This window comes from Streptomyces albireticuli (assembly GCF_021228125.1).
Lineage (GTDB): Bacteria > Actinomycetota > Actinomycetes > Streptomycetales > Streptomycetaceae > Streptomyces > Streptomyces albireticuli.
This window is the reverse complement of the sequence record NZ_JAJQQS010000008.1, coordinates 193,134-218,338: the sequence shown is the minus strand read 5'-3', so window position 1 is coordinate 218,338 and position 25,205 is coordinate 193,134. Positions and strand designations below refer to the sequence as shown.

23 protein-coding genes are annotated in these 25,205 nt (G+C 73.5%); 5 read left to right on the top strand and 18 right to left on the bottom strand.

From position 1 onward, the window contains the following. The 4 genes from LUZ64_RS17225 to LUZ64_RS17210 all read right to left on the bottom strand — a co-directional run bounded on the left by LUZ64_RS17225 (position 1) and on the right by LUZ64_RS17210 (position 3,762). Entirely contained in the window at positions 1-537 is a 537-nt protein-coding gene (locus LUZ64_RS17225; RefSeq protein WP_095581504.1) for a DUF6190 family protein, read from the bottom strand. Then, entirely contained in the window at positions 527-1,726 is a 1,200-nt protein-coding gene (locus LUZ64_RS17220; RefSeq protein WP_095581505.1) for a pyridoxal phosphate-dependent aminotransferase, read from the bottom strand. Before LUZ64_RS17220 ends, LUZ64_RS17225 begins: the two co-directional genes overlap by 11 nt. 1,091 nt (positions 1,727-2,817) lie before the next feature. Continuing rightward, positions 2,818-3,393 (bottom strand): YceI family protein, encoded by a 576-nt coding sequence (locus LUZ64_RS17215; protein WP_095581506.1) that lies wholly within the window; start codon positions 3,391-3,393, stop codon positions 2,818-2,820. A 39-nt stretch (positions 3,394-3,432) separates the two neighbouring features. Then, positions 3,433-3,762, bottom strand: coding sequence for a rhodanese-like domain-containing protein (locus LUZ64_RS17210; protein ID WP_095581507.1), 330 nt, complete (start codon positions 3,760-3,762; stop codon positions 3,433-3,435). Between the two features lie 91 nt (positions 3,763-3,853). Here LUZ64_RS17210 and LUZ64_RS17205 point away from each other — a divergent pair, with 91 nt between their 5' ends. Both LUZ64_RS17205 and LUZ64_RS17200 read left to right on the top strand, forming a co-directional pair. Beyond that, positions 3,854-4,312, top strand: coding sequence for a MarR family winged helix-turn-helix transcriptional regulator (locus tag LUZ64_RS17205; protein WP_232389822.1), 459 nt, complete (start codon positions 3,854-3,856; stop codon positions 4,310-4,312). 96 nt (positions 4,313-4,408) lie between these two features. Beyond that, entirely contained in the window at positions 4,409-4,840 is a 432-nt protein-coding gene (locus tag LUZ64_RS17200) for a hypothetical protein (protein WP_095581509.1), read from the top strand. 118 nt (positions 4,841-4,958) lie between these two features. On the opposite strand, the gene LUZ64_RS17195 is transcribed toward LUZ64_RS17200, so the two are convergent. Next, positions 4,959-5,357 (bottom strand): RidA family protein, encoded by a 399-nt coding sequence (locus LUZ64_RS17195; protein WP_095581510.1) that lies wholly within the window; start codon positions 5,355-5,357, stop codon positions 4,959-4,961. Further along, on the bottom strand, positions 5,354-6,478 hold the full coding sequence (locus tag LUZ64_RS17190) for an acyl-CoA dehydrogenase family protein (RefSeq protein ID WP_095581511.1): 1,125 nt from the start codon (positions 6,476-6,478) through the stop codon (positions 5,354-5,356). Before LUZ64_RS17190 ends, LUZ64_RS17195 begins: the two co-directional genes overlap by 4 nt. 408 nt (positions 6,479-6,886) lie before the next feature. On the opposite strand from LUZ64_RS17190, the gene LUZ64_RS17185 reads away from it, so the two are divergent. Together LUZ64_RS17185 and LUZ64_RS17180 are read left to right on the top strand one after the other, a co-directional pair. Next, a complete protein-coding gene (locus tag LUZ64_RS17185) occupies positions 6,887-8,527 on the top strand; it encodes an AMP-binding protein (RefSeq protein ID WP_095581512.1) in 1,641 nt (546 codons plus the stop codon). Continuing rightward, on the top strand, positions 8,520-9,374 hold the full coding sequence (locus LUZ64_RS17180) for a PaaX family transcriptional regulator (RefSeq protein ID WP_095581513.1): 855 nt from the start codon (positions 8,520-8,522) through the stop codon (positions 9,372-9,374). Before LUZ64_RS17185 ends, LUZ64_RS17180 begins: the two co-directional genes overlap by 8 nt. Positions 9,375-9,437: 63 nt before the next feature. Here the strand turns inward: LUZ64_RS17180 and LUZ64_RS17175 are convergent, their stop codons facing one another. From LUZ64_RS17175 to LUZ64_RS17140, 8 genes are all read right to left on the bottom strand, one after another. Continuing rightward, positions 9,438-11,729, bottom strand: coding sequence for a bifunctional salicylyl-CoA 5-hydroxylase/oxidoreductase (locus LUZ64_RS17175; RefSeq protein ID WP_232389823.1), 2,292 nt, complete (start codon positions 11,727-11,729; stop codon positions 9,438-9,440). 5 nt (positions 11,730-11,734) lie between these two features. Beyond that, a complete protein-coding gene (locus LUZ64_RS17170; protein WP_095581515.1) occupies positions 11,735-12,568 on the bottom strand; it encodes an enoyl-CoA hydratase family protein in 834 nt (277 codons plus the stop codon). A gap of 312 nt (positions 12,569-12,880) precedes the next feature. Next, positions 12,881-13,885, bottom strand: coding sequence for an ornithine carbamoyltransferase (gene argF / locus LUZ64_RS17165; RefSeq protein ID WP_095581516.1), 1,005 nt, complete (start codon positions 13,883-13,885; stop codon positions 12,881-12,883). Between the two features lie 60 nt (positions 13,886-13,945). Further along, positions 13,946-15,226, bottom strand: a complete 1,281-nt coding sequence (locus LUZ64_RS17160) for an arginine deiminase (RefSeq protein ID WP_095581526.1) — start codon at positions 15,224-15,226, stop codon at positions 13,946-13,948. A 119-nt stretch (positions 15,227-15,345) separates the two neighbouring features. Further along, on the bottom strand, positions 15,346-18,144 hold the full coding sequence (locus tag LUZ64_RS17155; RefSeq protein ID WP_095581517.1) for a polynucleotide kinase-phosphatase: 2,799 nt from the start codon (positions 18,142-18,144) through the stop codon (positions 15,346-15,348). Further along, complete coding sequence (locus LUZ64_RS17150; protein WP_095581518.1) at positions 18,141-19,712, bottom strand: 3' terminal RNA ribose 2'-O-methyltransferase Hen1; 1,572 nt, start codon at positions 19,710-19,712, stop codon at positions 18,141-18,143. Before LUZ64_RS17150 ends, LUZ64_RS17155 begins: the two co-directional genes overlap by 4 nt. Before the next feature lie 155 nt (positions 19,713-19,867). After that, entirely contained in the window at positions 19,868-20,776 is a 909-nt protein-coding gene (gene mmuM, locus LUZ64_RS17145) for a homocysteine S-methyltransferase (RefSeq protein WP_095581519.1), read from the bottom strand. Positions 20,777-20,841: 65 nt separating this feature from the next. After that, on the bottom strand, positions 20,842-21,765 hold the full coding sequence (locus tag LUZ64_RS17140) for an LLM class F420-dependent oxidoreductase (RefSeq protein WP_095581520.1): 924 nt from the start codon (positions 21,763-21,765) through the stop codon (positions 20,842-20,844). A 247-nt stretch (positions 21,766-22,012) separates the two neighbouring features. On the opposite strand from LUZ64_RS17140, the gene LUZ64_RS17135 reads away from it, so the two are divergent. Beyond that, positions 22,013-22,207 (top strand): hypothetical protein, encoded by a 195-nt coding sequence (locus LUZ64_RS17135; RefSeq protein WP_095581521.1) that lies wholly within the window; start codon positions 22,013-22,015, stop codon positions 22,205-22,207. Between the two features lie 11 nt (positions 22,208-22,218). On the opposite strand, the gene LUZ64_RS17130 is transcribed toward LUZ64_RS17135, so the two are convergent. From LUZ64_RS17130 to LUZ64_RS17115, 4 genes are all read right to left on the bottom strand, one after another. Next, entirely contained in the window at positions 22,219-22,677 is a 459-nt protein-coding gene (locus LUZ64_RS17130) for a DUF6099 family protein (RefSeq protein ID WP_095581522.1), read from the bottom strand. A 195-nt stretch (positions 22,678-22,872) separates the two neighbouring features. After that, positions 22,873-23,226: a nucleotide pyrophosphohydrolase gene (locus LUZ64_RS17125; RefSeq protein ID WP_095581527.1), complete on the bottom strand. Its 354-nt coding sequence runs from the start codon at positions 23,224-23,226 to the stop codon at positions 22,873-22,875. Between the two features lie 256 nt (positions 23,227-23,482). Continuing rightward, positions 23,483-24,709 (bottom strand): AAA family ATPase, encoded by a 1,227-nt coding sequence (locus tag LUZ64_RS17120; RefSeq protein ID WP_232389824.1) that lies wholly within the window; start codon positions 24,707-24,709, stop codon positions 23,483-23,485. 24 nt (positions 24,710-24,733) lie between these two features. Next, a complete protein-coding gene (locus tag LUZ64_RS17115) occupies positions 24,734-25,138 on the bottom strand; it encodes a cell division protein SepF (RefSeq protein ID WP_095582070.1) in 405 nt (134 codons plus the stop codon). Positions 25,139-25,205 lie beyond the last annotated feature (67 nt).

Below are 25,205 nucleotides of genomic sequence, written 5' to 3'. Positions count from 1 at the left end.
TCACAGCGCCTCGGTGGGCAGCCGCAGGGCCAGCGAGGCCCGGTAGAGCCGTTCGAGGGGCTCCGGGAACAGCGGTTCGATGGAGGGCGGCGCGGGCACGCGGACCGGTACGTCGTCGCGGCCGCTCAGCCGGGGGCTGACCGAGTAGAGGACGCCGCCGCTGCCGTGCACCATGCCCAGCAACAGCCTTTCGTGCGTGGGCAGATCGGACCAGGCGGCCGTGTCCAGGCCGTGGCGCAGGTCGGCCGGCTCGTAGGCCCGGCGTTCGATGCGCATGTCGGTGTGCAGGTTGTCCATGAAGGGGTAGTAGGCGTCCTGCGCCTCACGGGGGAAGTGCCAGACCAGGTCGTCGCAGCGGCCGACCTGCTCCCAGCTCATCCGTACCCGGCCGCCGAGGCGCTCGGCGAAGAACGCCTTGCAGGCGACGCGTACCCGGTCGTCCGCGCTGTTCATGCCCATGAACAGCGCGGCGTCGGCGTAGGCGGCACCGGCTCCGGCGTCCGCGCCGGAGGGCGCGGTGCGGGTGTCACCGGGCATGGCGGTCGAGGACCTCCCGCGTGCGGACCATGGCCTCGGCGAAGAGCCCGGGCTCGCGGGCCAGGGCGATGCGCACATACGCCTCTCCCTTGCCCGGCTGGCTCCAGAAGAAGTAGCGGCCGGGGAGCACATAGACGCCCTCGGCCGAGAGGAGACGCTGGAGTTCGCTGGCCGTGAGCTCGGGGTGGTCGATGCGGAACCAGGCCACGCTGACCTTCACGGTCGGTTCCTCGTAGCGCAGGATCGATCCGTCCAGGGCCTTCCGCGCGACGTCGCGGTTCTCGTCCAGCAGCCCGCGCACCGACGCCAGTTCGTCGCGCGTGGAGTCCTCGACGTACTCCGTCAGCATGTTCAGCACGAACGGCGAGACGTTGAGCAGGACGCTGGTGTGGAGGTTGTAGACCTCCTCGCGGATGTCGTCGCTCGCGGTGATCATGGCGCACTTGGCGTCCTGCACCGGCCAGGTCTTCCCGGTGTCCTCGATCGCGAGGTACCGCACTCCGGAGCGCTCCAGGAGCTCGTACACGTCGAAACGGGCGACCTCCGGGTCAAAAAGCGTGAAGGCGGCGAAGCAGAAGTCGATGAGCAGGAGTTTGTCGTGGTCCTTGCAGAAACGCACGACTTCTTCGAACCCCTTGTGCCCGTGCTTCAGAAGGCTGAATCCGGTGGGGTTGTTCGGGTCGACGAGGAACAGCGCGTCGGTACGGACCTGACGCCGGAGCCGGTCGTAGAGGGAATCCGGATCGTGCAGCACCGCTTCATCGATGGGATACAGCGGGACGTCCATATTCCGCAGCACGTCATAAAGGTTGTCGAAGCACGGCTCGATGAGTGTGACGTCCATACGCTGCTTTTTCAGGTACATGCCGGCGACCATGGTCGATATCGACGCGGCGTAGGACAGCATGGTCTTGTTCCTGGCGAGCGCGGTGGGCTGGCGGTGGAGGCGGAAGAACGCCTGCGTGAACCGCTGTTCGTAGGTGACCTGGAGGCCGTTCTCCGCCTCGTACCACAGGTCGGGGAGGCGCTCGACGATTCCGCGCTGGGTGGCGGACTGCCGCTGGTGGGTGTGGGCGTCGGCGAGGTTGAAGCGCGTGCGCAGGGCCTGGATCTCGTGCTGCGTCAGGTCCGGGAGCAGGCCGGAACCCTGGGCGGTGCCAGGGCCGGCCGTGGTGCCGTGCGGTGTCATTGCTTCCTCCGGTCACACGTCGGTCACACACGTCGTGGTGGTGGGCTGGCTGGGAACCCGCCGGGCGCGCGGCGGCCGTGAACGGCGGCCGGTACGGCGCGACTTGGGGCGGAAGTGGATCGGGGCGCGCTCGCGCCTGCGGGGCGCGCGCACCCCGCGGAGCGGGGCCGGGCGCGGGTGTCGCGGGCACGGGCGGGCGTACCGCCGGGGCCCGCACGGGGCGGGCGGGCGGAGCGGCGCGTGCTACGCGGGTGGTTCCGGCGTGCCGGAACGCGAGCCGGCGACCATTCGGCCGGCCAATGCGGTGCGGTGCGTGCGGGAATTACGAGCCCATGACGTGGGCTTACCGATCAGCGGGTCTCTCGGCGGCGGTACGGACCGGCATATGCCCCTGCCAATACTGTGTCGGCATATCGGTGGCAGCGGTTCCCCGCGCGTCGTTCACCGCCTTGCTGTGCACACGAATGTTCCGTGCAGACAAGGTGCTTCCTCCCCCGTAAACAGGACCGTAGGTCCGTTGACCGGGACTATGGCACACCCGTCAGCGCGAAACAAGGATGAAATGCGGGGATGAAATACCGGTGACAGGCGGCGAGTTGGGCACCCGCGAAAAGCGGAACACGGCACCCGGCACGGCGGACTCGGCCGGACTTGCGGCGACCGAGCTGACGCGGCGCACATGAGGAGGACCGCGCGGCGGCTCGCGCGAGCCGGTATGAGATGGAACACGCGGGAGCCGGGCAACCTGACGAAGTCACCGGGCGAAGAGCGCGGACATGACGTGGTCACGGGACGAAGGTGGCGGACATATGGACATGACGTGGCCGGACGGAGGCCGCGGGCCCGGCGTGACCACCGGACGAGGGCCCGGGCCACCGGACGGAGGCCGCGCATACGACAAAGGTGTGCACGGCGGGAGTCCCCACCGTGCACACCTCGGCCCGCGGCCGTACGGACCGCCCCCACCGGCGGGTCCGTACGGGCCGTGGATCCGGCCCGTTCCTCACCCGGCCCCCGACCACCTGTCGGACGACCGGCCTCCGGACGCGGCCCCGGGACTTCCCGGCCCCCCCCTCGGGCCCGCCCGGCCCTCAGACCTGCCTGATCGTTTCGAGATCCAGGCTCAGCTCGATCTCCTTGGACACCAGGATGCCGCCGGCCTCCAGGGCCATGTTCCAGGTCAGCCCCCAGTCCTCGCGGTTGACCTTGCCGCTGGCCGAGAACACCGCGCGGTCGTTGTCCCACGGGTCGCGGGCGTAACCGAGGTAGTCCACGTTCAGCGTGACGGAGCGCGTCACGTCCTTGATCGTCAGGTCACCCGTCATCGTCCCGGTGGTGCCCTGCCAGGTCACCGAGGTGGAGGTGAAGGTGGCCTTCGGGAACTTCTCGACGTCGAAGAAGTCGGCCGACCGCAGGTGGTCGTCGCGCGTCTTGTCGCCGCTGTCGACGCTCTTCATCTCGATGACGGCGGTGACCCGGCTGTCCTCGGGCCGCTCCCCCACCTCGACCGTGGCGTCCACGGACGTAAAGCGCCCGCGGACCTTGGTGAGCATGAAGTGCCGTCCGACGAAGCCGACTTCGGTGTGCCCGGCGTCGACCTTCCAGACCCCCGCGGACGGCAGCGGTACCCCGCCCACCTCACGGGTGGGCGCCGTGTTTTCACTCATGAGTTCACTTCCCCCTCATCGCCACCGGGTGCGACGGACTCAGGCGCCGGACTCGGTCGGCAGGCCGGCGCCGATCCAGTCCTGCTTGCCCTCGGTGTACTTGTAGACGTTCTGGTAGCCGAGCTCGGTGAGGCGCTCGGCGGCGATGCCCGAGTTCGCGCAGGTGTCGTTGGAGCAGTAGACGATGACCTCCGCCTGCTTGTCGGGCAGCAGGCCGGGCGCCAGCTGGTCCACCGCGTCGTGCGGCAGGTTCAGGGCGCCGGGCAGGTGCGCGTCCTCGTAGTACTCGGCGGGCAGCGCCTCGACGACGGCGACCTTGCCGCCCTTGATCTTCTCTTCCACCTCGGTACGCGTGATGTTGCGGGCCATGCCGGGACTCCTCACGGATGCGCTTCGTTGCGTGCATACGCACATTAACAGGTGCGTGCGCCCGCACACAAGCGCGGTTACACTTGTCCACGTGAACGACAGGGGAAGCGGACTCAAGGCCTGGCGAGCACTGCTGCTCGCCCACAGCGCGGCGGTGCGCGCCATCGAAAGCGACGTGCAGCGGGACGCCCGCGTCCCCCTGACCTGGTACGACGTCCTTCTTGAGCTGAAGGGCGCCGGCCCGGACGGCCTGCGGATGAACGAGCTGGCCGAGCGCGTCGTGCTCAGCCGCACCCGCGTCAGCCGGCTGGTCGACGAGATGGCGCGCTCGGGCCTGGTCCGTAAGGAGCAGGACACCGCGGACAAGCGCGTGGTGTGGGCCCTCATCACCGACGACGGCCGCGCCGCGCTGCGCGAGACGGCCCCCGTCTATCTGGAGGGCATCGAGCGGCACTTCTCCACGCACCTCACGGACGAGGAGGCGGAGGTCATCGCCTCCGCCCTGCTGAAGGTCTCCCGGGGCGGCCGGGACGAGCTCGGTTTCCGCTGACGCCGGGCGGGGGCCGCCGGCGGCCCCCGCTCCCCCGCCCCCTCGGACGGCCAGTTCCGGCTCGCGGGGGCGGTCGGGCCGGACGAAGCTGGCTGCATGAGCGAACCCTTCCCCCATCCGGACGACGCGGCGCACCCTCGCAGGCGGAGGCGCAGGAGATGGCCCTGGGTGCTGCTCGGTGTCGTACTGCTGCTCGCCGGCGGATGCGCGGCCCTCGTCATCGGGATCGCCCACGAGACCGACAAGACCGTCAAGGTCGTCTACGAGGTCACCGGGGACGCCAAGACGGTCAACATCGCCTATTCGACCTGGCGCGACGGCAGCCTGGTGACGGAGTCGGCGTCCTCGCAGGCGCTGCCCTGGCGCAAGGAGCTCTCGACGAAGGGCTTTGTGAAGGGCGGGCTGCTGGCCGTCACGATCGGCGGGGGCGGCGGCTCGGCGACGTGCGAGGTGACCGTGGGCGACGACGCGCCGAGGACCGCCCGGGCCACGGGTGCCGACGCGACGGCCACCTGCACCGGGTTCTGAGCCCGCGGCCCCACCGCGTACGCTCCCGGACCGGCAAGGTCTGGGCCGAGGGCCTGGGCCGAGGGCCGGAGCCCGAGGTCAGGGCTGAGGACCAGGGGCCGAAGATCAGAGCCGAAGGTCAGGGCAGCACCGCGAGGCCGTCCAGTTCGACGAGGGCGCCCTCGTCCCAGAGGCGGACGACCCCGATGACCGCCATGGCCGGGTAGTCGCGCCCGGCCAGCCGCCGCCAGCGGAGGCCGAGTTCGCGCGCGTGGGCGCGGTAGGCGTCGACGTCCGTGGTGTAGACGGTCACGCGCGCGAGGTCGCCGGGTGCGCCGCCCGCCGCGCGCAAGGCCGTCAGGAGGTTGGCGAGGGCCCGCTCGAACTGCTCGGGGAGGCCCGCGCGCAGCAGTTCGCCGTCGGCGTCCAGGGCCGTCTGGCCGGCGAGGAGGACGAGCCGGGACCCGGTGGCGACGACGGCGTGACTGAAGCCTGTGGCCGGGGAGAGCCCGGCGGGGTTGAGGCGTTCGAGGCTCATCGGTACAGCTCCTTGGCGATGATCGTGCGCTGGACCTCCGTGGCGCCCTCGTAGACGCGCGGGGCGCGCACCTCGCGGTAGAGGTGTTCCAGCAGGTGACCGCGCTGGAGGGCGCGGGCGCCGTGGATCTGCACGGCGGCGTCCACGACGTACTGGGCGGTCTCGGTGGCGAGCAGCTTGGCCATGGCCGCGCGGCCCGCGATGCCGGGCTCCCCCGCGTCGTACGCCGAGGCCGCCGCGTAGACGAGCAGGGCCGCGGCCTCCGTGCGGGTGGCCATCTCGGCGAGCTGGTGCGAGACGGCCTGGAGGTCCTTGAGGGGACCGCCGAACGCCCGGCGGCGGCCCGCGTGGTCGACGGCGGCGGCGAGCGCCGAGCGCGCCATGCCGACGGCGAAGGCGCCGACGCTCGGCCGGAACAGGTCGAGGGTGCGCATGGCGACACGGAAGCCGCCGCCCGCCTCGCCGAGGACGTCGTCCGGGCCGACCGGCACGGCGTCGAAGGTGAGACTGCCGATGGGGTGCGGGCTGAGCATGTCCAGGGGGGCGCCGGAGAGACCGGCGCGGTCACCGGGGACGAGGAACGCCGTGACGCCCCGGGCGCCGGGGGCCTCGCCCGTACGCGCGAAGACGGTGCAGAAGTCGGCCTCGGGGGCGTTGGATATCCAGGTCTTCCCGCCCGAGAGCCGCCAGCCGCCGCCGTCGGGCTCGGCGCGCAGCCGCAGGGCCGCCGCGTCGGAGCCAGCCTCGGGCTCGCTGAGCGCGAAGGCCGCGACCGCGCGGCCCGCGACGACCTCGGGCAGCCAGCGGGAGCGCTGCGCGGGAGTGCCGGACTGGGCCACGGGGCAGGCCCCCAGCCCCTGGAGGGCGAGCGCCGTCTCGGCCTCGGTGCACTCCCGGGCGAGGGATTCGCGCAACAGGCAGAGGTCCATGGCCTTCACGGGCCCGTCGGCGGGGAAGAGGCGGGCCAGCAGGCCCAGTTCGCCCAGGGCGGCGACGAGCGGGCGGTTGACCCTGCCGGGCCGCCCCTGTCCGGCCAGCGGCCGCAGCCGTTCCGCGGCGAGGCCGCGCAGTTCGGCGCACCAGGCGCGCTGTTCCGCGTCGAGTGCGAAGGGAGTGGTCAACGGTGGCCTCCTGTCTACCGATCGGTCCTCGACGGTCCGCGGCCGGGTCGCGCCGTGCCCGCCGTGTCGCACCGCCGTGCTGGTGCCGTGTTGTCGCACGGTGCCGTACGGGTGCCGCGCCGCGCCGCGCGGGTACCTTCCGCGCCGTGCAGGTGCCTGCCGTGCCGCGCGGGTGCCCTGCCCGGCCTCGCCGTGCCGGCGGACCCGTCCCGCCTTCCCCCGCCGACCGCTACGTTTTACGTCCGTTCCGTGTTCCGCCCGCTCGTCCCGCCACTCCCTCCGCGTCGATCACCTATCGCGCTCTGTTGACTGCCGTCACCAAGTCGCTACGCTGACAGCGGACCCGCATGGCTGGCAAGACCCCCGTTCACCTCCATTTTTTCCTCGGCGCGAGGGGGCGCATCCGCGATGGAGCTCAAGCCGTCGGCCCACGTCGACACCTTTCCGCGCGACCACCTCCCGCCCCCCGGACAGTGGCCGGACCTCCGCTTCGACCTGGCGGGCGCGGACGGCCCGCGCTACCCCGACCGGCTCAACTGCGGCACGGAGCTCCTGGACGCGACCGTGGCCCGGCTCGGCGGCGGACGGCCCGCCGTCCACGACGGCGCGGGCGGCGTCTGGTCGTACGGCGAACTCCAGGGTCACGTCGACCGGATAGCCCGTACGCTCGCCGACGACCTCGGCGTGGTGCCGGGCAACCGCGTCCTGCTGCGCGGGCCCACCACGCCCTGGCTGGCGGCCTGCTGGCTCGCGGTGATGAAGGCGGGCGCCGTGGCCGTGACCGTACTGGCCGCGCAGCGCCCGCAGGAGCTCGCCACGGTCTGCGAACTCGCCCGCGTCCGCCACGCCTTGTGCGACACGCGGTCGCTCGACGACCTCGTCAAGGCGTCCATTCCCTCCTTACGGATAACCCCGTACGGAGGAAATTCACCGGCCGACCTTCTGCGGCTCGCGGCGGAAAAACCCTCATCGTATGTGCCGGTGGACACCTCCGCCGACGACGTCGCCCTGATCGCCTTCACCTCCGGCACCACCGGCCGCCCGAAGGGCTGCATCCACTTCCACCGCGACGTGCTGGCCATAGCGGACACCTTCTCCGCGCGCGTACTGCGCCCCGGTCCCGACGACGTCTTCGCGGGCAGCCCTCCGCTCGGCTTCACCTTCGGCCTCGGCGGCCTGGTGATCTTCCCGCTGCGGGTGGGCGCGGCCACCCTGCTGGCCGACTGGTCGGGCCCGGAGGGTCTCCTCGACGACATCGAACGGCACCGCGTCTCCGTGCTGTTCACGGCGCCGACCGCCTACCGCGCCATGCTCAGCCGCGTGGGCGCCTACGACGTCTCCTCCTTACGGCGCTGCGTGTCCGCGGGCGAGCACCTGCCCGCCGCCCTCTGGCACGCCTGGCGGAAGGCCACCGGCCTGCGCGTCATCAACGGCATCGGCGCCACCGAGATGCTGCACATCTTCATCTCCGCCGCCGACGACGCCATCCGGCCCGGCACCACCGGCCTGCCCGTGCCCGGCTACGAGGCGCGCGTCCTCGGCCCGGACGGCCGGCCCGCCCCGGACGGGGAACCCGGGCGGCTGGCCGTCCGGGGCCCCACCGGCTGCCGCTACCTCGCCGACCCGCGCCAGCGCGACTACGTGCGCGACGGCTGGAACCTCACCGGCGACACCTACGTCCGGGAGCCGGACGGCTACTTCCGCTACGTGGCCCGCGCCGACGACATGATCGTCTCCGCCGGGTACAACATCGCCGGCCCCGAGGTCGAGGAGGCCCTGCTGCGCCACCCCGACGTCCTGGAGGCGGCCGTCGTCGGCCGCCCGGACGAGCGGCGCGGCGAGATCGTCGTCGCCCACGTGGTGCTGCGGGAGGGGGTGCCACGCACCGAGGAGACCGTGGCGGCCTTACGGGAGTTCACCAAAAAGGAGATCGTTCCGTACAAGTGCCCTCGCGAGATCGAGTTCACGGACGCCCTCCCCCGTACGCCCACCGGCAAACTCCAGCGCTTCCGCCTGCGCAACGGAGCTTTACAGTTTCCCCGTGACTGACCAGCAACCACTCCACACCCCTCGGTCCCTCATCGTCACTTTCTACGGCGCGTACGGGCGCGGGAGCGCCGACCGTCCGGCCGGCCGCCCGGTGCCGATCGCGGCCCTGATCAGGTTGCTGGGCGCGGTGGGCGTGGACTCGCCGTCGGTGCGGTCCGCGGTCTCCCGGCTCAAACGCCGCGGTCTGCTCGTCGCGGAACCCGCCCCCGACGGCGCGGCGGGCTACGGGCTGTCGGCCGCCGCCCGGCAGTTGCTCGACGACGGCGACCGGCGCGTCTACGGCCGTCCCGCCGGACGGGACACCGGATGGCTGCTGGCCGTGTTCTCGGTGCCCGAGGAGGAGCGGCACAAGCGGCACCTGCTGCGGTCGCGGCTGTCGCGGCTGGGCTTCGGCACGGCGGCGCCCGGGGTGTGGATCGCCCCCGCCCACGTCCACGACGAGACCCGGCACACGCTCGAACGGCTGGAACTCGCCCCCTACGTCGATCTGTTCAAGGGATGCCATCTGGGCTTCGAGCCGACCGTGGAGGCGGTCGGCCGCTGGTGGGACCTGCCGGCGCTGGCCCGGCAGCACCGTGCCTTCCTGGACGCCCACGAGCCCGTCCTGCACCGCTGGGCACGGCGGCGCGCGCTGCCGCCGCAGGACGCCTACCGGGACTACCTGCTGGCGCTGGACTCGTGGCGGCGGCTGCCGTACGCGGACCCGGGGCTGCCGGCGGGGCTGCTGCCGGAGGACTGGCCGGGTGTGCGGTCGGCGAAGGTGTTCGCGGGGCTGCACGCGCGGCTGCGGGACGCGGGGGCGGGGTTCGTGGAAGGGACGCTGTCCCCCGGCCGTCTCTCCCCGTGACCGGAGCCATGTCCCGTACCGCTCCCGCTCGGGGTGCTTCGCGGGCCGGGCGGGCCCGGCGTCTCAGGCCCGCCTCCCCGTCGGCGGTTTGCGGCTGCCCGCGCGGTACGGGGCCGGCCACGGCGCGCCCGGGCCCGTGTAGCCCTGGTCGGCGGCGGCGTGCAGGGTCCAGTGGGGGTCGTAGAGGTGCGGGCGGGCGAGGGCGCAGAGGTCGGCGCGGCCGGCCAGGATCAGCGAGTTGACGTCGTCCCAGGACGAGATGGCGCCGACGGCGATGACCGGGACGCCCGCCTCGTGCCGGACGCGGTCGGCGAACGGCGTCTGGTACGAGCGGCCGTACGCGGGCCGCTCGTGGGGGACGACCTGGCCGGTGGAGACGTCGAGGGCGTCCGCGCCGTGGGCGGCGAAGGCACGGGCGATCGCGACGGCGTCCTCGTCCGTGGTGCCGCCGTCCGCCCAGTCCGTGGCGGAGATCCGGACGGTCATGGGCCGGTCGGCGGGCCAGACGGCCCGTACCGCGTCGAAGACCTCCAAGGGGTACCGCAGCCGTCCCGCGAGGTCGCCGCCGTAGGCGTCGGTGCGGTGGTTGGTGAGCGGGGAGAGGAACGAGGAGAGCAGATAGCCGTGGGCGCAGTGGAGTTCGAGGAGGTCGAAGCCGGCGCGGGCGGCGGCTTCGGCGGAGCGGACGAACCGCTCGCGCACCTCGGCCATGGCCGAGGTGGTGAGGGCCCGCGGCGCCTGGCTGACGCCGGGCTTGTACGGCAGCGCCGAGGGGGCGACGACGGGCCAGTTGCCGCGAGGGAGCGGTTCGTCGATGCCTTCCCACTGGCGCCGTGTCGAGCCCTTGCGGCCGGAGTGGCCGAGCTGGACGCCGAGGGCCGTGCCGGGCGCCCGGGTGTGCACGAAGTCGGTGACGCGGCGCCAGGCGCTCTCGTGCTCCGGCGCGTACAGGCCCGCGCAGCCGGGGGTGATCCGGCCCTGTGCGCTCACGCAGACCATCTCGGTCATGACGAGCCCGGCGCCGCCGAGCGCGCGGGCGCCGAGGTGGACGAGGTGGAAGTCGCCGGGGGTGCCGTCGACGGCGGAGTACATGTCCATCGGGGAGACCACGACGCGGTTGCGCAGGGTCAGGCCGCGCAGCCGGAAGGGCGTGAACATGGGCGGGGTGCCGGGCGGGACGCCCGCTTCCGCCTCGACGGCGGCGACGAAGGCCGGGTCGCGCAGCCGGAGGTTGTCGTGGGTGACGCGGCGGCTGCGGGTGAGGAGGTCGAAGGCGAAGCGGCGCGGCGGGCCGCCCGTGTGGAAGGAGAGGTCCTCGAACCACTCCAGGCTGGCGCGGGCGGCCCGCTGGGTGGACTCGACCACCGGGCGCCGCTCGGCCTCGTACGCGGCGAGGGCCTCGGGGACGGAGGTCCCCGCCCGGAGGTGGCCGGCGAGCGCGAGGGCGTCCTCGACGGCGAGCTTGGTGCCGGAGCCTATGGAGAAGTGGGCGGTGTGCGCGGCGTCGCCGAGCAGGACGGTGTTGCCGTGGGACCAGTGGGCGTTGACGACGGTGCGGAAGGCGGTCCAGGTGGAGCGGTTGGCGCGCAGGGGGCGGCCGCCGAGGGCCTCGGCGAAGTACTTGCCGCAGGCTTCCACGGAGGCGGCCTCGTCACAGGTGTCGAGGCCGGCACGGCGCCACACCTCCTCGCGCATCTCGACGACGACCGTGCTGGCGCCCTCGGACGGGTCGTCCGACGGGCGGGAGTAGGGGTAGCCGTGGAGCTGCATGAGGCCGTGCTCGGTCTCGGCGACGTCGAAGCGGAAGGCGTCGAACGCGAAGTCGGCGGAGAGCCAGATATAGCGGCAGCGATGCGTGGTGAGGGTGGGGCGGAAGTGCTCCCGGTGGGTGTCGCGGGTGCGGCTGTGGACGCCGTCCGCGGCGATGACGAGGTCGTACGAGCGGGCCAGCTCGGCGGCGGGCGGCGCCTCCGCGCGGAAGCGGAGGTCGACGCCGAGCCCGCGGCAGCGCTCGTGGAGGAGCGCGAGGAGCCGACGGCGGCCGAGGGCGGCGAAGCCGTGGCCGCCGGAGCGCAGGGTGGTGCCGCGGTGGACGACGTCGATCTCGTCCCAGCGGACGAACTCGCGGCGCAGCGCGGCGTAGACGTCGGGGTCGGCGCTCTCGATGCCGCCGAGTGTCTCGTCGGAGAGGACGACGCCGAAGCCGAAGGTGTCGTCGGGGGCGTTGCGCTCCCAGAGGGTGATCTCCCGGGCGGGGGCGTGACGTTTCAGCAGGGCGGCGGCGTAGAGCCCGCCGGGGCCGCCACCGATGACCGCGACGCGCCGGGCCAGGGGGGACTTCGCGGGTTCCTCCACCGGAGTCACCGTCCCCGCCACTCGGGCGGCCGCTTCTCGGTGAAGGCGGCGTGGAACTCGGCGTAGTCGGCGCTGTTCATCAGCAGCGCCTGGGTGGCCGCGTCGAGTTCGACGGACGCGGCGAGCGGCATGTCGAGTTCGGCGGTGAGCAGGGCCTTGGTCTGGGCGTGGGCGAGGGCGGGGCCGTCGGCCAGGCGGCGGGCGAGGGCCGCGGCCTCGGTGTGGGCCTCGCCCTCGGCGGTGAGCCTGCTGATCAGGCCGATGCGTTCGGCCTCGGGGGCGGCCACGGGTTCGCCGAGCATCAGCAGCCGGGTGGCGTGGCCGAGGCCGACGACGCGGGGCAGGAGGTAGGCGGCGCCCATGTCGCCGCCGGAGAGGCCGACCTTGGTGAAGAGGAAGGCGAAGCGCGCGGTGGGGTCGGCGACCCGGAAGTCGGCGGCGAGCGCGAGGACGGCGCCGGCGCCGGCGGCGACCCCGTGCACGGCGGCGATCACGGGGAAGGGGCACTCGCGTAAGGAGCGGACGACCTGTCCGGTCATGCGGTTGAAGTCGAGGAGCCGGCCGGTGTCCATGGCCAGGGTGGCGCCGATGATGTCGTCGACGTCGCCTCCGGAGCAGAAGCCGCGGCCCTCGCCACCGAGCACGAGGGCGCGTACGGAGCCGTCGCGGGCCAGTTCGGGGAGCAGGTCGCGCAGGTCGGCGTAGGCGCCGAAGGTGAGGGCGTTGAGCTTGCCGGGGCGGGCGAGGGTGACGGTCGCGACGCCGGCGTCGAGGGTCAGGCGCAGGTGCCGCCAGTCCTCGGTGGGGGTCCGGGTCGCTGAGCCGGTGAAAGGACTCATGGGGCGGCGGCCTCCTTCAGCCGGGGCTGTCGGGCGAGTGCCTGTGCCGTGAAGTTATCACCGGTACGTGACTGTCGTCACGGGTACGCGATAGCGCCTGGCGGTGCGGGCGGGTGGGGCGGCGGGGTGTTCCCCCACCCGCCCCTTCCCGAACCGGGGGCAGGCCCCCGGCCCCCGGTTCCGCGCCGGCGCGCGGTGGCCTCGGACTCCCCCAGCTACCGCTGGGAGGTGCCCACAGCCGGGCTGGATTTCGCCGATGCCACCCTTCACCGAAAGGCCGGAGCCACCGCGATCCAGCCCTCGCGGCACTTCCTAGTCCCGCGCCAGCGTCGCCACCAGTACCGCCTTGATCGTGTGCATCCGGTTCTCCGCCTGGTCGAAGACGACCGAGTGCGGGGACTCGAAGACCTCGTCCGTGACCTCCAGGGACGTCAGGCCGTGCCGCTCGTGGATCTCCCGGGCGACCGTGGTGCCGAGGTCGTGGAAGGCCGGTAGGCAGTGCAGGAACCTCACCGCGGGGTTGCCGGTGGCCCGGAGTACGTCCATGGTGACGGCGTACGGCGCGAGCAGGGCGATCCGCGCGTCCCAGACCTCCTTGGGCTCCCCCATCGACACCCAGACGTCCGTGGCGACGAAGTCCGCGCCCCGCACGCCCTCGGCCACGTCCGCGGTGAGGGTGATCCGGGCGCCGCTCGCACCGGCCAGCCGGCGGGCCACGGCGACGATCTCCGGGTCGGGCCACAGCTCCTCCGGGGCCACGATCCGCACGTCCATGCCGAGGAGGGCGCCGGTCACGAGGTAGGAGTTGCCCATGTTGTACCGGGCGTCGCCGAGGTAGGCGTAGGCGACGTGCTCCAGGGACTTGGCGGTGTGTTCGGACATGGTGAGGACGTCGGCGAGCATCTGCGTGGGGTGCCACTCGTCGGTGAGGCCGTTGAAGACGGGCACCCCGGCGTGCGCGGCGAGCTGCTCCAGGATGTGCTGGCCGTGACCCCGGTACTCGATCGCGTCGAACATCCGGCCGAGTACCCTCGCGGTGTCCTTGACGGACTCCTTGTGGCCGATCTGGGAGCCGGCCGGGTCGAGGTAGGTGGTCCGGGCGCCCTGGTCCGCGGCGGCGACCTCGAAGGCGCAGCGGGTGCGGGTCGAGGTCTTCTCGAAGATCAGCGCGATGTTCCGGCCGTGCAGCAGGGGCTCCTCGACGCCCGTCGCCTTGGCCGCCTTGAGCTCGGCGGCGAGCTCCACGAGGCCGTGGAACTCCTCGGCGGTGAAGTCCGTCTCCTTGAGGAAGTGGCGGCCCTTGAGGTCTGTCGCCATGGGGTGGGCTCCTAGCTCACGACTGCGGGAAATTGGAACTGTATACGATTACCCGCATTGCTATGCAGTCGGGTGGGCGGGAACGCCTCCCGGACCCGGGGCCCGCGCGGCCGGCGCGCCCACCGGATCCCGCTCCAGGGGACAGCTCATACAGCGCGGCCCGCCCCTGCCGCGCCCCAGCTCGCTGCCCGGGATCGTGATGACTTCGATCCCATTTTTACGCAGATGGGTGTTGGTCGTCGCGTTCCGCTCGTAGGCGACGACCACCCCCGGCTCGATGGCCAGCACGTTGCAGCCGTCGTCCCACTGCTCCCGCTCCGCCGCGTGCACGTCCTGCGTCGCGGTGAGCACCCGGATCGAGTCGAGCCCCAGGGCCGCGGCGACGGCCCGGTGCATATGCTCCGGCGGGTGGTCGGAGACCTTCAGCTCGCGCTCGCCCGCGCCCGGCTCGATCGTGTAGGAGCGCAGCATGCCGAGCCCCGCGTACTGCGTGAAGGTGTCGCCGTCCACCATGGTCATCACCGTGTCCAGGTGCATGAACGCCCTCCGCTTGGGCATGTCCAGCGCCACGATCGTGCGGGCCGAGCCCGCGGCGAAGAGCCGGTGGGCGAGCATCTCCACCGCCTGTGGCGTGGTCCGCTCGCTCATCCCGATCAGCACCGCGCCCTCGCCGATCACCAGGACGTCGCCGCCCTCGATCGTCGAGGGGTAGGCCGCCTGGCCCTCGGACCAGACGTGGAAGCCGCCCGGGGAGAACATCGGGTGGTACCGGTAGACCGCTTCGTAGTGCACCGTCTCGTGCCAACGGGCGGGCCAGCGCATGGCGTTCACGCACACACCGTCGTAGATCCAGGCGGAGGTGTCCCGGGTGAAGAGGTGGTTGGGCAGCGGATTGATGAGGAAGTCGTCCAGCTCCATGGCGTGGAAGCGGACGGAGACCGGCTCCGGGTACCGCTCCAGGAACTCCCGCTTGGTCATCCCGCCGACCAGCCAGGAGCCCAGCCCGGCGGCCGGCAGCCCGTCGAAGGCCGCGCGCAGGTGGCCGGTGGCGAGCGGGCCGTACTCCTTCTCGTCGAAGACCCGGTCCAGGACGAGCGCGCGCGCCGCCGGCTGCTCCAGGCTCTCGTCCAGCAGGTCCTGGAAGAAGTGGACCTCGACCCCGCGCTCGCGCAGCACGTCCGCGAAGCCGTCGTGCTCGGCGCGGGCGCGCCGCACCCACAGGACGTCGTCGAAGAGGAGGGCGTCCTTGTTGGACGGGGTGAGCCGCTTCAGCTCCAGACCGGGGCGGTGCAGTATGACGCGGCGCAGCCGCCCGGCCTCGGAATCGACATGGAATCCCATCTCCCCATCCTGACCCCGGCCGGCCGTGATCACGCAGATCCGGCGCGGGACACGGCCGGGGTGGGTCCGGGAGAGGGGCGCGGGCCCGGTGGTGACGGCCACCGGGACCGCGCTCCCGGCTACAGCCGGGGGTCCACCGGCTCGGACTCCAGCGCCAGGACCGCGAAGACCGCCTCGTGGACCCGCCACAGCGGCTCCCCGGCCGCCAGCCGGTCCAGCGCCTCCAGGCCGAGCGCGTACTCGCGCAGGGCGAGCGAGCGCTTGTGGCCGAGGTGGCGGTCGCGCAGCCGGGCGAGGTTGTCGGGGCGGGTGTACTCCGGGCCGTAGACGATCCGCAGGTACTCCCGGCCCCGGCACTTCACGCCGGGCTGGACGAGCCGGCCGTCCGCGCGCTCGGCGAACCCCTGGAGGGGCTTGACGACCATGCCCTCGCCGCCCTCGGCGGTCAGCTCCAGCCACCAGCGCGTGCCGGCGGCGACGGATTCCTCGTCCTCGGTGTCGACGACGAGACGGCGGGTGGGGGCGAGCAGGCTGTTCCGGTACGCGGCGCCCCCGTCGCCGGTGGCGGCGGTCCGCTCCGCCGCGATCATCCGGTCGATCAACGCCAGCTGCTCGTCGTGCGGGAGCCGGGCCAGGCTGCGGCCCTGGACGGCCAGGATCTGGAACGGTGCCATACGGATGCCGTCGAGGCCGTCCGTGGCCCGGCCGGCCCCGGTGGCACCGCCGTCCTCCGCCGCCCGGCCGTCCGCCGTGCCGTCCGGGGCGTCCTCCGCGCCCGGGGCACCCGGGGCCCCGTACGCCCCGGTGGTCTCGCCTCGACGGGCGCGCGCGGCGTCGCCGACCGGCCAGCAGTACCGGCGGTACGCCTCCGTGAAGGCCAGGGCGTCCTCGGCCCGCTCGCGCTGCCGGCCGAGCAGCGCGGAGACGTCCACGCCACGGGCGGCCGTGGCCTCCAGGGCGGCGAGCGCGGCGGGCAGGGCCGCGCCGGACGCGGCGCCGACGGCCGCGTACTGATGGCGCAGCAGCCCGGCGGCCTTCAGCGACCACGGCATGAGCTCGGTGTCCAGCAGCAGCCAGTCGGTGCCGAGCTCCTCCCACAGGCCGGCCCCGCCGACGGCCTCGCGCAGCCGGCCGAGGACCCGGGCGGCCGTCGCCGGGTCGTCGAAGAACGGCCTGCCGGTACGGGTGTGGATGACGCCGGCCGCGCCGTCGGTCGCCCCGAAGCGCTCTCGCGCCACGTCCGCGTCACGGCAGACGAGCGCCACCGCGCGCGACCCCATGTGCTTCTCCTCGCACACCACGCGGCGCACGCCGTCGGCGCGGTAGGCGGCGAACGCCTCGGCCGGGTGCTCCAGATAGCCGTCCTCCTTCGACGTCGCGCACGGCGCCATGGTCGGCGGGAGGTACGGCAGCATCCGGGGGTCGACGGCGAAGCGGCTCATCACCTCCAGGGCGGCCGCGGCGTTCTCCTCCTTCACGGCCACCCGGCCCATGTGCCGGGTCTCGACGACCCGGCGGCCCGTGACGTCCGTCAGGTCGAGCGGGCGGCCGTCGGCCCCGCCGGGCGCCTCGCTCCGCAGCGGCTTCGACGGCTCGTACCAGACCCGCTCGGCGGGTACGTCCACGAGCTCGCGCTCGGGCCAGCGCAGGGCCGTCATCCGGCCGCCGAAGACGGCGCCGGTGTCGAGGCAGATGGTGTTGTTCAGCCAGGTGGCCGACGGGGTCGGGGTGTGGCCGTAGACGACCGCGGCGCGGCCTCGGTAGTCCTCGGCCCAGGGATAGCGCACCGGCAGGCCGAACTCGTCGGTCTCGCCGGTCGTGTCGCCGTACAGGGCGTGCGAGCGGACCCGGCCGGAGGTGCGGCCGTGGTACTTCTCGGGCAGTCCGGCGTGGCAGACGACGAGCCCGCCGCCGTCGAGCACGTAGTGGCTGACCAGCGACTCGATGAACTCCCGCACCCGCTCGCGGAACTCCGGGTCGGCCGCGTCCTCCCGCTCCAGCTGCTCGACGGTCTCGGCGAGGCCGTGCGAGTGGCGGACCGCGCGGCCCTTGAGGTGACGTCCGAGCTTGTTCTCGTGGTTGCCCGGGACGCACAGGGCGTGCCCGGCGGCGACCATGCCCATGACCAGGCGCAGCACGCCGGGGCTGTCGGGGCCGCGGTCGACGAGGTCGCCGACGAAGACGGCGGTACGGCCGTCGGGATGCGCGGCGTCCACCGGCCGGCCGGCGCCGTCGCGGACGAGGGCGTATCCCAGCTTCGTGAGCAGGGTCTCCAGCTCGGAGCGGCAGCCGTGGATGTCGCCGACGATGTCGAACGGGCCCGTGAGGTGGCGCAGGTCGTTGAACCGGCGCTCCAGGACGACCTCCGCGGACTCCGCCTCGGCGACGCCGCGCAGGATGTGCACCTTGCGGAAGCCCTCGCGCTCCAGGTGGCGCAGGGAGCGGCGGAGTTCGCGCTGGTGGCGCTGGACGACGTGGCGGGGCAGGGCGGCGCGCTCGGGGCGGGCGGCGTTGCGGGCGGCGCAGACGGACTCGGGCATGTCGAGGACGACCGCCACGGGCAGCACGTCGTGCTCGCGCGCCAGCCGGACGAGCTGCTTGCGGCTCTCGGGCTGGACGTTGGTGGCGTCGACGACCGTCAGCCGGCCTGCGGCGAGCCGCTTGCCGGCGATGTACTGGAGGACGTCGAAGGCGTCGCCGCTGACGCTCTGGTCGTTCTCGTCGTCGCTGACCAGGCCGCGGCAGAAGTCCGAGGACAGGACCTGGGTGGGCTTGAAGTGGCGGGCGGCGAAGGTGGACTTGCCGGATCCGGAGGCGCCGACGAGGACGACGAGGGAGAGGTCCGGGACGGCGAGGACGCGGGCCTTCTCCGGGCCGCCGCCGGGGGCTGCCGCCGGGGTGGCGGGGCTGGTGGTCATTCGGCGGTCGCCTCCTTCGTGAGGGTGGTGGTCGTGGTGGTCGTGGTGGTCGTGGTGGCAGCGGTGCCGCCGCGGTCCGGCTCGGTGTTCCGCTTGTGGAAGACGGCCATCTGCGTGGGCGCCCCCACCTCCGGGTCGTCGGGGCCCACGGGGGTGAACTCGACTCCGTATCCGTGCCGTTCGGCGACGGCTCCGGCCCAGGAGCGGAACTCCTCGCGGGTCCACTCGAAGCGGTGGTCGGGGTGGCGGGCGTGCCCGGCGGGGAGGGTCTCCCAGCGCACGTTGTACTCGACGTTGGGGGTCGTGACGACGACCGTGGCCGGGCGGGCCGCACCGAACACCGCGTACTCCAGGGCGGGCAGCCGGGGCGGGTCGAGGTGTTCGACGACCTCGCTGAGCACGGCGGCGTCGTATCCGGTCAGCCGCCGGTCGGTGTAGGCGAGGGAGCCCTGGAGGAGCTCCACCCGGGCCGCCTGGCGCTCGGTCATCCGCTCCAGGCCGAGCCACCGGGCCGCGTCCCTCAGGGCGCGCACGGACACGTCGACGCCCACGACCTCGGTGAACCGGGGGTCCTTGAGCAGCTCGCCGATCAGCTTGCCCTGTCCGCAGCCGAGGTCGAGGACCCGGGCGGCACCGGCGGCGCGCAGCGCCCCGACGACGGCCTCGCGCCGCCGCGCGGCCAGCGGGACGGGCTTCCCGGCGGTGTCCCCGCCCTCGCCGACGCCGCTACCGGCGGCCTCGCCTCCGACGCTCCCGGCGGCGCTGTCGACGGGCGCGCCGACCGCGTTGTCGAGGCATTCGGGCTCGGTGTCGTCGGCCTCGGCGAGCCGGGCGAGGGCGTCGCGGGTGAGGGCCCGGCGGCGGGCGAGGTAGCGGTCGGTGATCAGCAGCTGTTCGGGGTGGCGCTCCAGCCAGCCCTCGCCCGCGCGCAGGAGCTTCTCCACCTCGTCGGGCGACACCCAGTAGTGCTTGGAGTCGTCGAGGACCGGGAGGAGCACATAGAGATGGCGGAGGGCCTCCGCGAGGGTCAGCTCGCCCTCAAGCACCAGGCTGACGTACCGCGAGTCGCCCCACTCCGGGAACCGCTCGTCCAGCGCCAGCGGATCCGCCGTCACGGACCAGCCCAGCGGGGCGAAGAGCCGCTCCACCAGGCCGGCGCCCCCGCGCGCGGGCAGGACGGGCACCTCCACGCGCAACGGCCTCGGCACACCCGGCAGTTCCGGCCGGGCGGCGCACTGACCCTTGACGGCGCTGCCGAAAACGCTGCCGAGGGCGACCGCGAGCAGCGAGGACGCCGCGTACGGGCGGTCGTTGACGTACTGGGCGAGCGCGGAGTCGGGCGCCGCACCACGCCCCTTGCCCCTGGCGCTCCGCACCAGCGCCACGGGATCGATCTCCAGCAGCAGTGCAGCGGTGCAACGCTCGGCCGTCGCCTCGGGGTAGAGGACATGGGCCGTGCCGTGCGCGGTGGAGAACCGCTGCGCGCGGTCGGGGTGCTTGTGCAGCAGGAAACCGAGGTCGGTGGCGGGGGATCCGGCGGTGCCGGTGGTACTCATCGTCAGGAACACCCGCCCGATTATCGTGGCTTGTGCCCGCCTTTTCCCAGTTCTTTTCGCCCTGCGCCCCCGGGGACGGGCCTGCGGCCCGCCCGCCCGGACGAGGTGCCGCGCCCCGCCCGGGCGGAGGCCCGGCGCCCACCGGCGGGGCCCCTCGGGCCGCCGCCTCAGTGGCGGAGGGCACGGGCCAGATCCGCGATGAGGTCGGGGCCCACACGGCAGCAGCCGCCTATCAGGCGGGCGCCGGCGGACCGCCAGCCCGCGACGCGGTCCGGGGCGAAGGTGGGGCTGCCGCGCCAGGCCCGCGCCCGGGCGTCCCACTCCTCGCCGCTGTTGGGGTAGACGACCACGGGCTTCCCGGTGGCCTCCGCGGCGAGCTCGACGGCCCGGTCGACGTCGGCCGGCTCACAGCAGTTGACGCCGACGGCGATCACCTGGTCGTTCCCGGCGGCGAGCGCGAAGGCGTCGCGCAGCGGCTGGCCGGCCCGGGTGCGCTCGCCCGCGACGCTGTAGGAGAGCCAGACCGGCAGCCCGCAGGGCCGCACGGCCCGGAGCAGGGCCTCGGCCTCGTCGACGTCAGGGACGGTCTCCAGGGCGAGGGCGTCCGGGGCGGCCTCGGCGAGCGTCTCGACGCGCGGCCGGTGGAACCGCTCCAGCTCGGCCACGCCCAGGCCGTACCGGCCGCGGTACTCGCTGCCGTCGGCGAGCATCGCCCCGTACGGCCCGACGGAGGCCGCGACCCAGGGCGGGGCGCCCTCCCCGCCCCCGGCCTCGCGGGCCAGCGTCACACTGCTCCGCAGCAGGGCCGCGGCCTTCTCCCGACCGACGCCCCGGCGGGCGAAGCCCTCGAACGTGGCTTGATAGCTGGCGGTGATGAGCACCTGTGCGCCCGCTCGCGCGTAGGCGGCGTGCGCCGCGCGGATCTGCCCGGGGTCGTCGGCGAGCAGCCGGGCGGACCACAGGGCGTCGGACAGATCGCACCCCTGCGCCACGAGCTGGTTGGACAGACCGCCGTCCAGGACGAGCGGTCCGCCCGCCAGCGCGTCGGCGAGCGGTACGGCGGGAGCGGGCGTCACAAGCACTCCTCGGGGTTCGGTGGTTCTCCTGGGCGGCCGCCGGCGGGTCCGGCGCGGCCGCGGTCTCAGCCGAGCTGGGAACCGACCTCCGAGGAGATCAGCTCCAGGTGGTCGAGGTCGTCCAGATCGAGGATCTGGAAGTAGATCCTGGACGAGCCCGTCCCGGCATAGCGGCCGATCTTGTCGACCACCTCGGCGGGCGAGCCGGCCAGGCCGTTCGCCTTGAGCTCGGCCACGTCCCGGCCGATGACGGCGGCCCGGCGCGCCACCTCGGCGTCGTCCTTGCCGACACAGGCGACCAGGGCGTTGGAGTACACCAGGTCGTCCTTCTTGCGGCCGATCTCCTCGGCCGCGGCCCGCACCCGGGCGAACTGCCGCTCGCTGTCCTCGACGGAGGCGAAGGGGATGTTGAACTCGTCCGCGTACCGCGCGGCGAGCCGGGGGGTGCGCTTCGCGCCGTGGCCGCCGATCAGGACCGGCACCTTGCCCTGGGCGGGCTTGGGCAGCGCCGGGGAGTCCGACAGCTGGTAGTACGTGCCGTCGAAGTCGAAGGTCTTGCCCACCTCGGTCTCCCACAGCCCCGTGACGATCGCGAGCTGCTCCTCCAGACGGCCGAACTTCTCCTTCGGGAAGGGGATGCCGTACGCCTTGTGCTCCTCCTCGAACCAGCCCGCGCCCAGGCCCAGCTCGACCCGGCCGCCGGACATCTGATCGACCTGTGCCACCTGGATGGCCAGCACGCCGGGGAGCCGGAAGGTGCCCGCGGTCATCAGCGTGCCGAGCCGGATGCGCCGGGTCTCCCGGGCCAGGCCCGCCAGCGTGATCCAGGCGTCGGTGGGGCCGGGCAGGCCGTCGGCGGAGCCCATGGCGAGGTAGTGGTCGGAGCGGAAGAAGGCGTCGAAGCCGAGGTCCTCGGCGGCCTTGGCCACGGTGAGCAAGGTGTCATAGCTCGCCCCCTGCTGGGGCTCGGTGAAGATACGCAGATCCATGCCCCCATCCTGCCTTGCCGAACAGGCGTCAACCGCCCACACCCTGCCCCGCCCCACCCTCCCCGGTCGGGTGAATTCGGCCCGCCCGGGACGGGTGGCGGGGGCCTCGCCAGTGTCCGCGGGGACCGGTGATCGTTGGCTCGGGCGGAGCCGGACCGCCCGGCCCGCGCACCGGTGTCCCCTGCCGGAGGCGACGACCGCAACGCCGCCCGCCCGCACCGGGAGGGCCAGGGCCGAGGAGGCCGCGATGACCCAGGAAGCCGTGCCCGAAGAAACGGTGCCCGCACAGGCCGCTCCCGCGCAGCAGGGCGCGCCCAAGGGCCTGCTTCAGCAGATGGAGGAGCTGATGGCGGCGCTGAACGCCGATCTGTCGCAGCTCGACGCCGATCTCCAGTCGCCCGGCGAGCGCTCCGCGCACAGCGGCGGAGGCGGTGCCGGCTGAGCGTCCGCCCCTCACGCGGCGCCTCCCTCGCGCTCGCGCAGGGCGAGCCGTCTCTGTAACCAGCGCACCCGGTCGCTCGTCTCGTCGGCGGCGTCGATCGCCTCCATGCACTGCCAGTACAGGGCGTCCTCGTCCGACGAGCAGGCGACGCCCACCAGGGCTATGCCGACCTCCCCTAGCAGGCCGCACAGGCCCGCCAGCGCGATCCAGGGATCGCGCACCTCGCTGAGGTGCGCCGCCCGTATCGCCCCGGCGCGCAGCGTCTGACGCAGCGCGCCGGAGGCGCGGGCGCCCGCCTCGCTCAGACCGCCCGCCGCGGCCCGTGCCTCGAACGGCCCATGGACCGCGAGGTGGCTTCCGATTGCACCCGCCAGGGCCTGTGTCTGCCATGCCTCGCCGACGATGTCCTGCACGGCCCTGGCCTGCGCCAAAGCCGTCCGGGTGGCTCCGATGAGCCGCGTTGCGTCCATGTCCGGTCCCCCACTTTCCGACACTGCCGCCCTGCTTGCCGCTTCTCACTACTCAGCGTGACGGCTAACCGCCGGAAACGCCAGGGGAATTCAGAAATCTGTGGATACCAGATGCGCTGTGGAGAACTCAATCACTCCGGAGAGTGACGAACCGCCAGATCTGGATCCACTCGCTCCGGTACCGGCTCATCCGGCTCACTCCGGCTCAGTTCGATTCGACGGCGCCGCCCCTCCCGACCGGTCGGCACGGGGGAACCGCCGCTCATTACGGTCGATCTTCGCCGCCAGCGCGGACGCCGCGTCCACCCCCAGCGCGTGGCAGAACTGGAGCAGGTACGCCAGGACGTCCGCGACCTCGTCCTCCACCCGGCCCGCCGTCTCCGGGTCCTCCATCACCGCCGCCGACTGCTCCGGCGTCAGCCACTGGAAGATCTCCACCAGTTCGGCGGCCTCGACGCTCAGCGCCGTCGCGAGGTTCTTCGGGGTGTGGAACGGCTGCCAGTCCCGGGCCGCCGCGAACTCCGCCAGCCGCAGCTGGAGGGCCTCCAGCTCGCCGGGTCCCCCGGAAGGCCCGGCGGAGGACCCACCGGAAGCACCCGGCGCCCCGGTACCGGTTTCCTCAGGCACACCGGTTTCACCGGACGGACCGACTTCACCGGCCGCGTCGGCCCTACCAGCCGCGTCGGACCCACCGGACACCTCGGCCCCACCGGCCGCGCCCGCCGCCTCCACCACGGCCCCCCGGCTCACCCGCACCGCCTCCGGCGACCGGGCCGCGCCCGACGGCCGACCCGCCCGCCCCTGCTCATACTCGTTCCACTTTTCGCTCACGCCCCAGGTCTACCACCGACACCCCCGGCTCCCCCGTCCCCCGGGCCTCACCCCAGACATCCCCCTCGGGCTCCCCGGCACCACCCCGCACCGTCCCCACCAGCCGCACATGCCCCCGCTCGCACATCTGCCGGGCCACCGTCAGCAGCTCGCGCGCCTGCACCGGGTCCAGGCACCGGTCGAGACCGTCCGCGAGCACCGTGAGCGCCTGCCGCGCGGGCAGCACCTCCGCGACCGGGTCCATGTCCAGCACTCCCGGCCCCGTCATGAGCACCAGGCACAGGGCCAGATAGCGCAGCTCGCCGTCGCCCAGCCGCTCCAGCGGTGTGGCGGCCCCCGCGGCCCGGCCCAGGACCGCCCGCACGAGCCCGCCCTCCAGGACCTGCGGCGCGAGCTCCTCCACCGGGCCGCGGCAGCCCGCCCCCACCGCCGCCACCAGGGCCTCGTGCCGGGTGGCGCACTCGTGGCGGGTGCGGGCGAGGACCGCGGCGACGTTGTCGCACGCGCCGCGCAGCAGTCCGTCGCGCGCCGCGACCGGGGCCCGCATCAGCTCCGGGCGGGGGTCGCAGACGAAGACGGAGCGCAGCGCCACCACGACCTGCTCGGCGGCGTCGAGGACCAGCCGCTGACCGGCCGTCTTGCCCGCGACCCGCAGGGGCAGCAGCGCCGTGCCGAGCCGGTCGTCCGGCAGGGGCGCGCGCGTGACGGGGACGGCACCGGCCGTGTGCCAGGCGGCCTCGACCCGGCGCAGCCCGGGGTCGCGCAGGGCCGTGGACAGCAGGGTGCGTCCCCCGCCGGTCAGCCGTTCGCCGACCATGCGGAGCTCGGGTTCGGCCTGGACGGCGATGTCGAGCAGGACCGGGCCCGCCGGGCCGTCGACGGTGCAGCCGATGCGGAACCCCCGCCGGCCCTGGGCGTCCGGACGGGCCCGGTGCGGTACGCACGCGGGGGCGCCGCCGGCCACGGAGGCGAGGGCTTCCTCAAGGGTGTCGCCGCCCGCGAGCCGGGCGAGGGCCTCGTACGCCTGGAGGGCGCTGGACTTGCCGCTGCCGCTCGGCCCCCGGAAGAGCGTCAGCGGCCCGAGGGGGAAGACGGTGTTCCGATGCGTCCGGAAAGCGGAGAGGCGCAGTTCGGTCACCGCGGGCCGCCGGGGCGGCGGAGCGGCGGCCGGAAGCGGCGGTCGGGCACGGCGTACGTCCATGCCCGGACCGTATGTGCCGGCCGGTCAGCCAAACCGTTTTAGCTGATCACTCTTCCTACGATCGGGGTACCCCGAGGCCACCTCCGTGCCTTCGGGGGCGAGGAGGAAGACATTGGTGTCGACCCGGTGCATGCCGCTGCCCAGGCCGAAGACGACACCGCTGGAGAAGTCCAGGATCCGCTTGGCGACGTCGGTGTCGGCGCTGGTGAGGTCCAGCAGCACCGGGACGCGGGCGATCAGGTGCTCGGCGACCTCACGGGCGTCGGCGAACACCTGGACGCGCAGCACGACGAGCTGACGCCGGTTCGGCTCCGGTTCCTCCTCGGGCAGGGCCCGGTGGTTGGGCCAGGACGGCCAGGCGTGGCCGCGCAGCGGCACGACCTCGGCCAGGCCCTCCCACTGCTCATCGGTGGCCTCGGACCTGTTCACCGGATCACCCCTCCGGGGAACGTGGTGGCTATGTACATCCCACAATCCTAGGGACAAACGCCCCGCT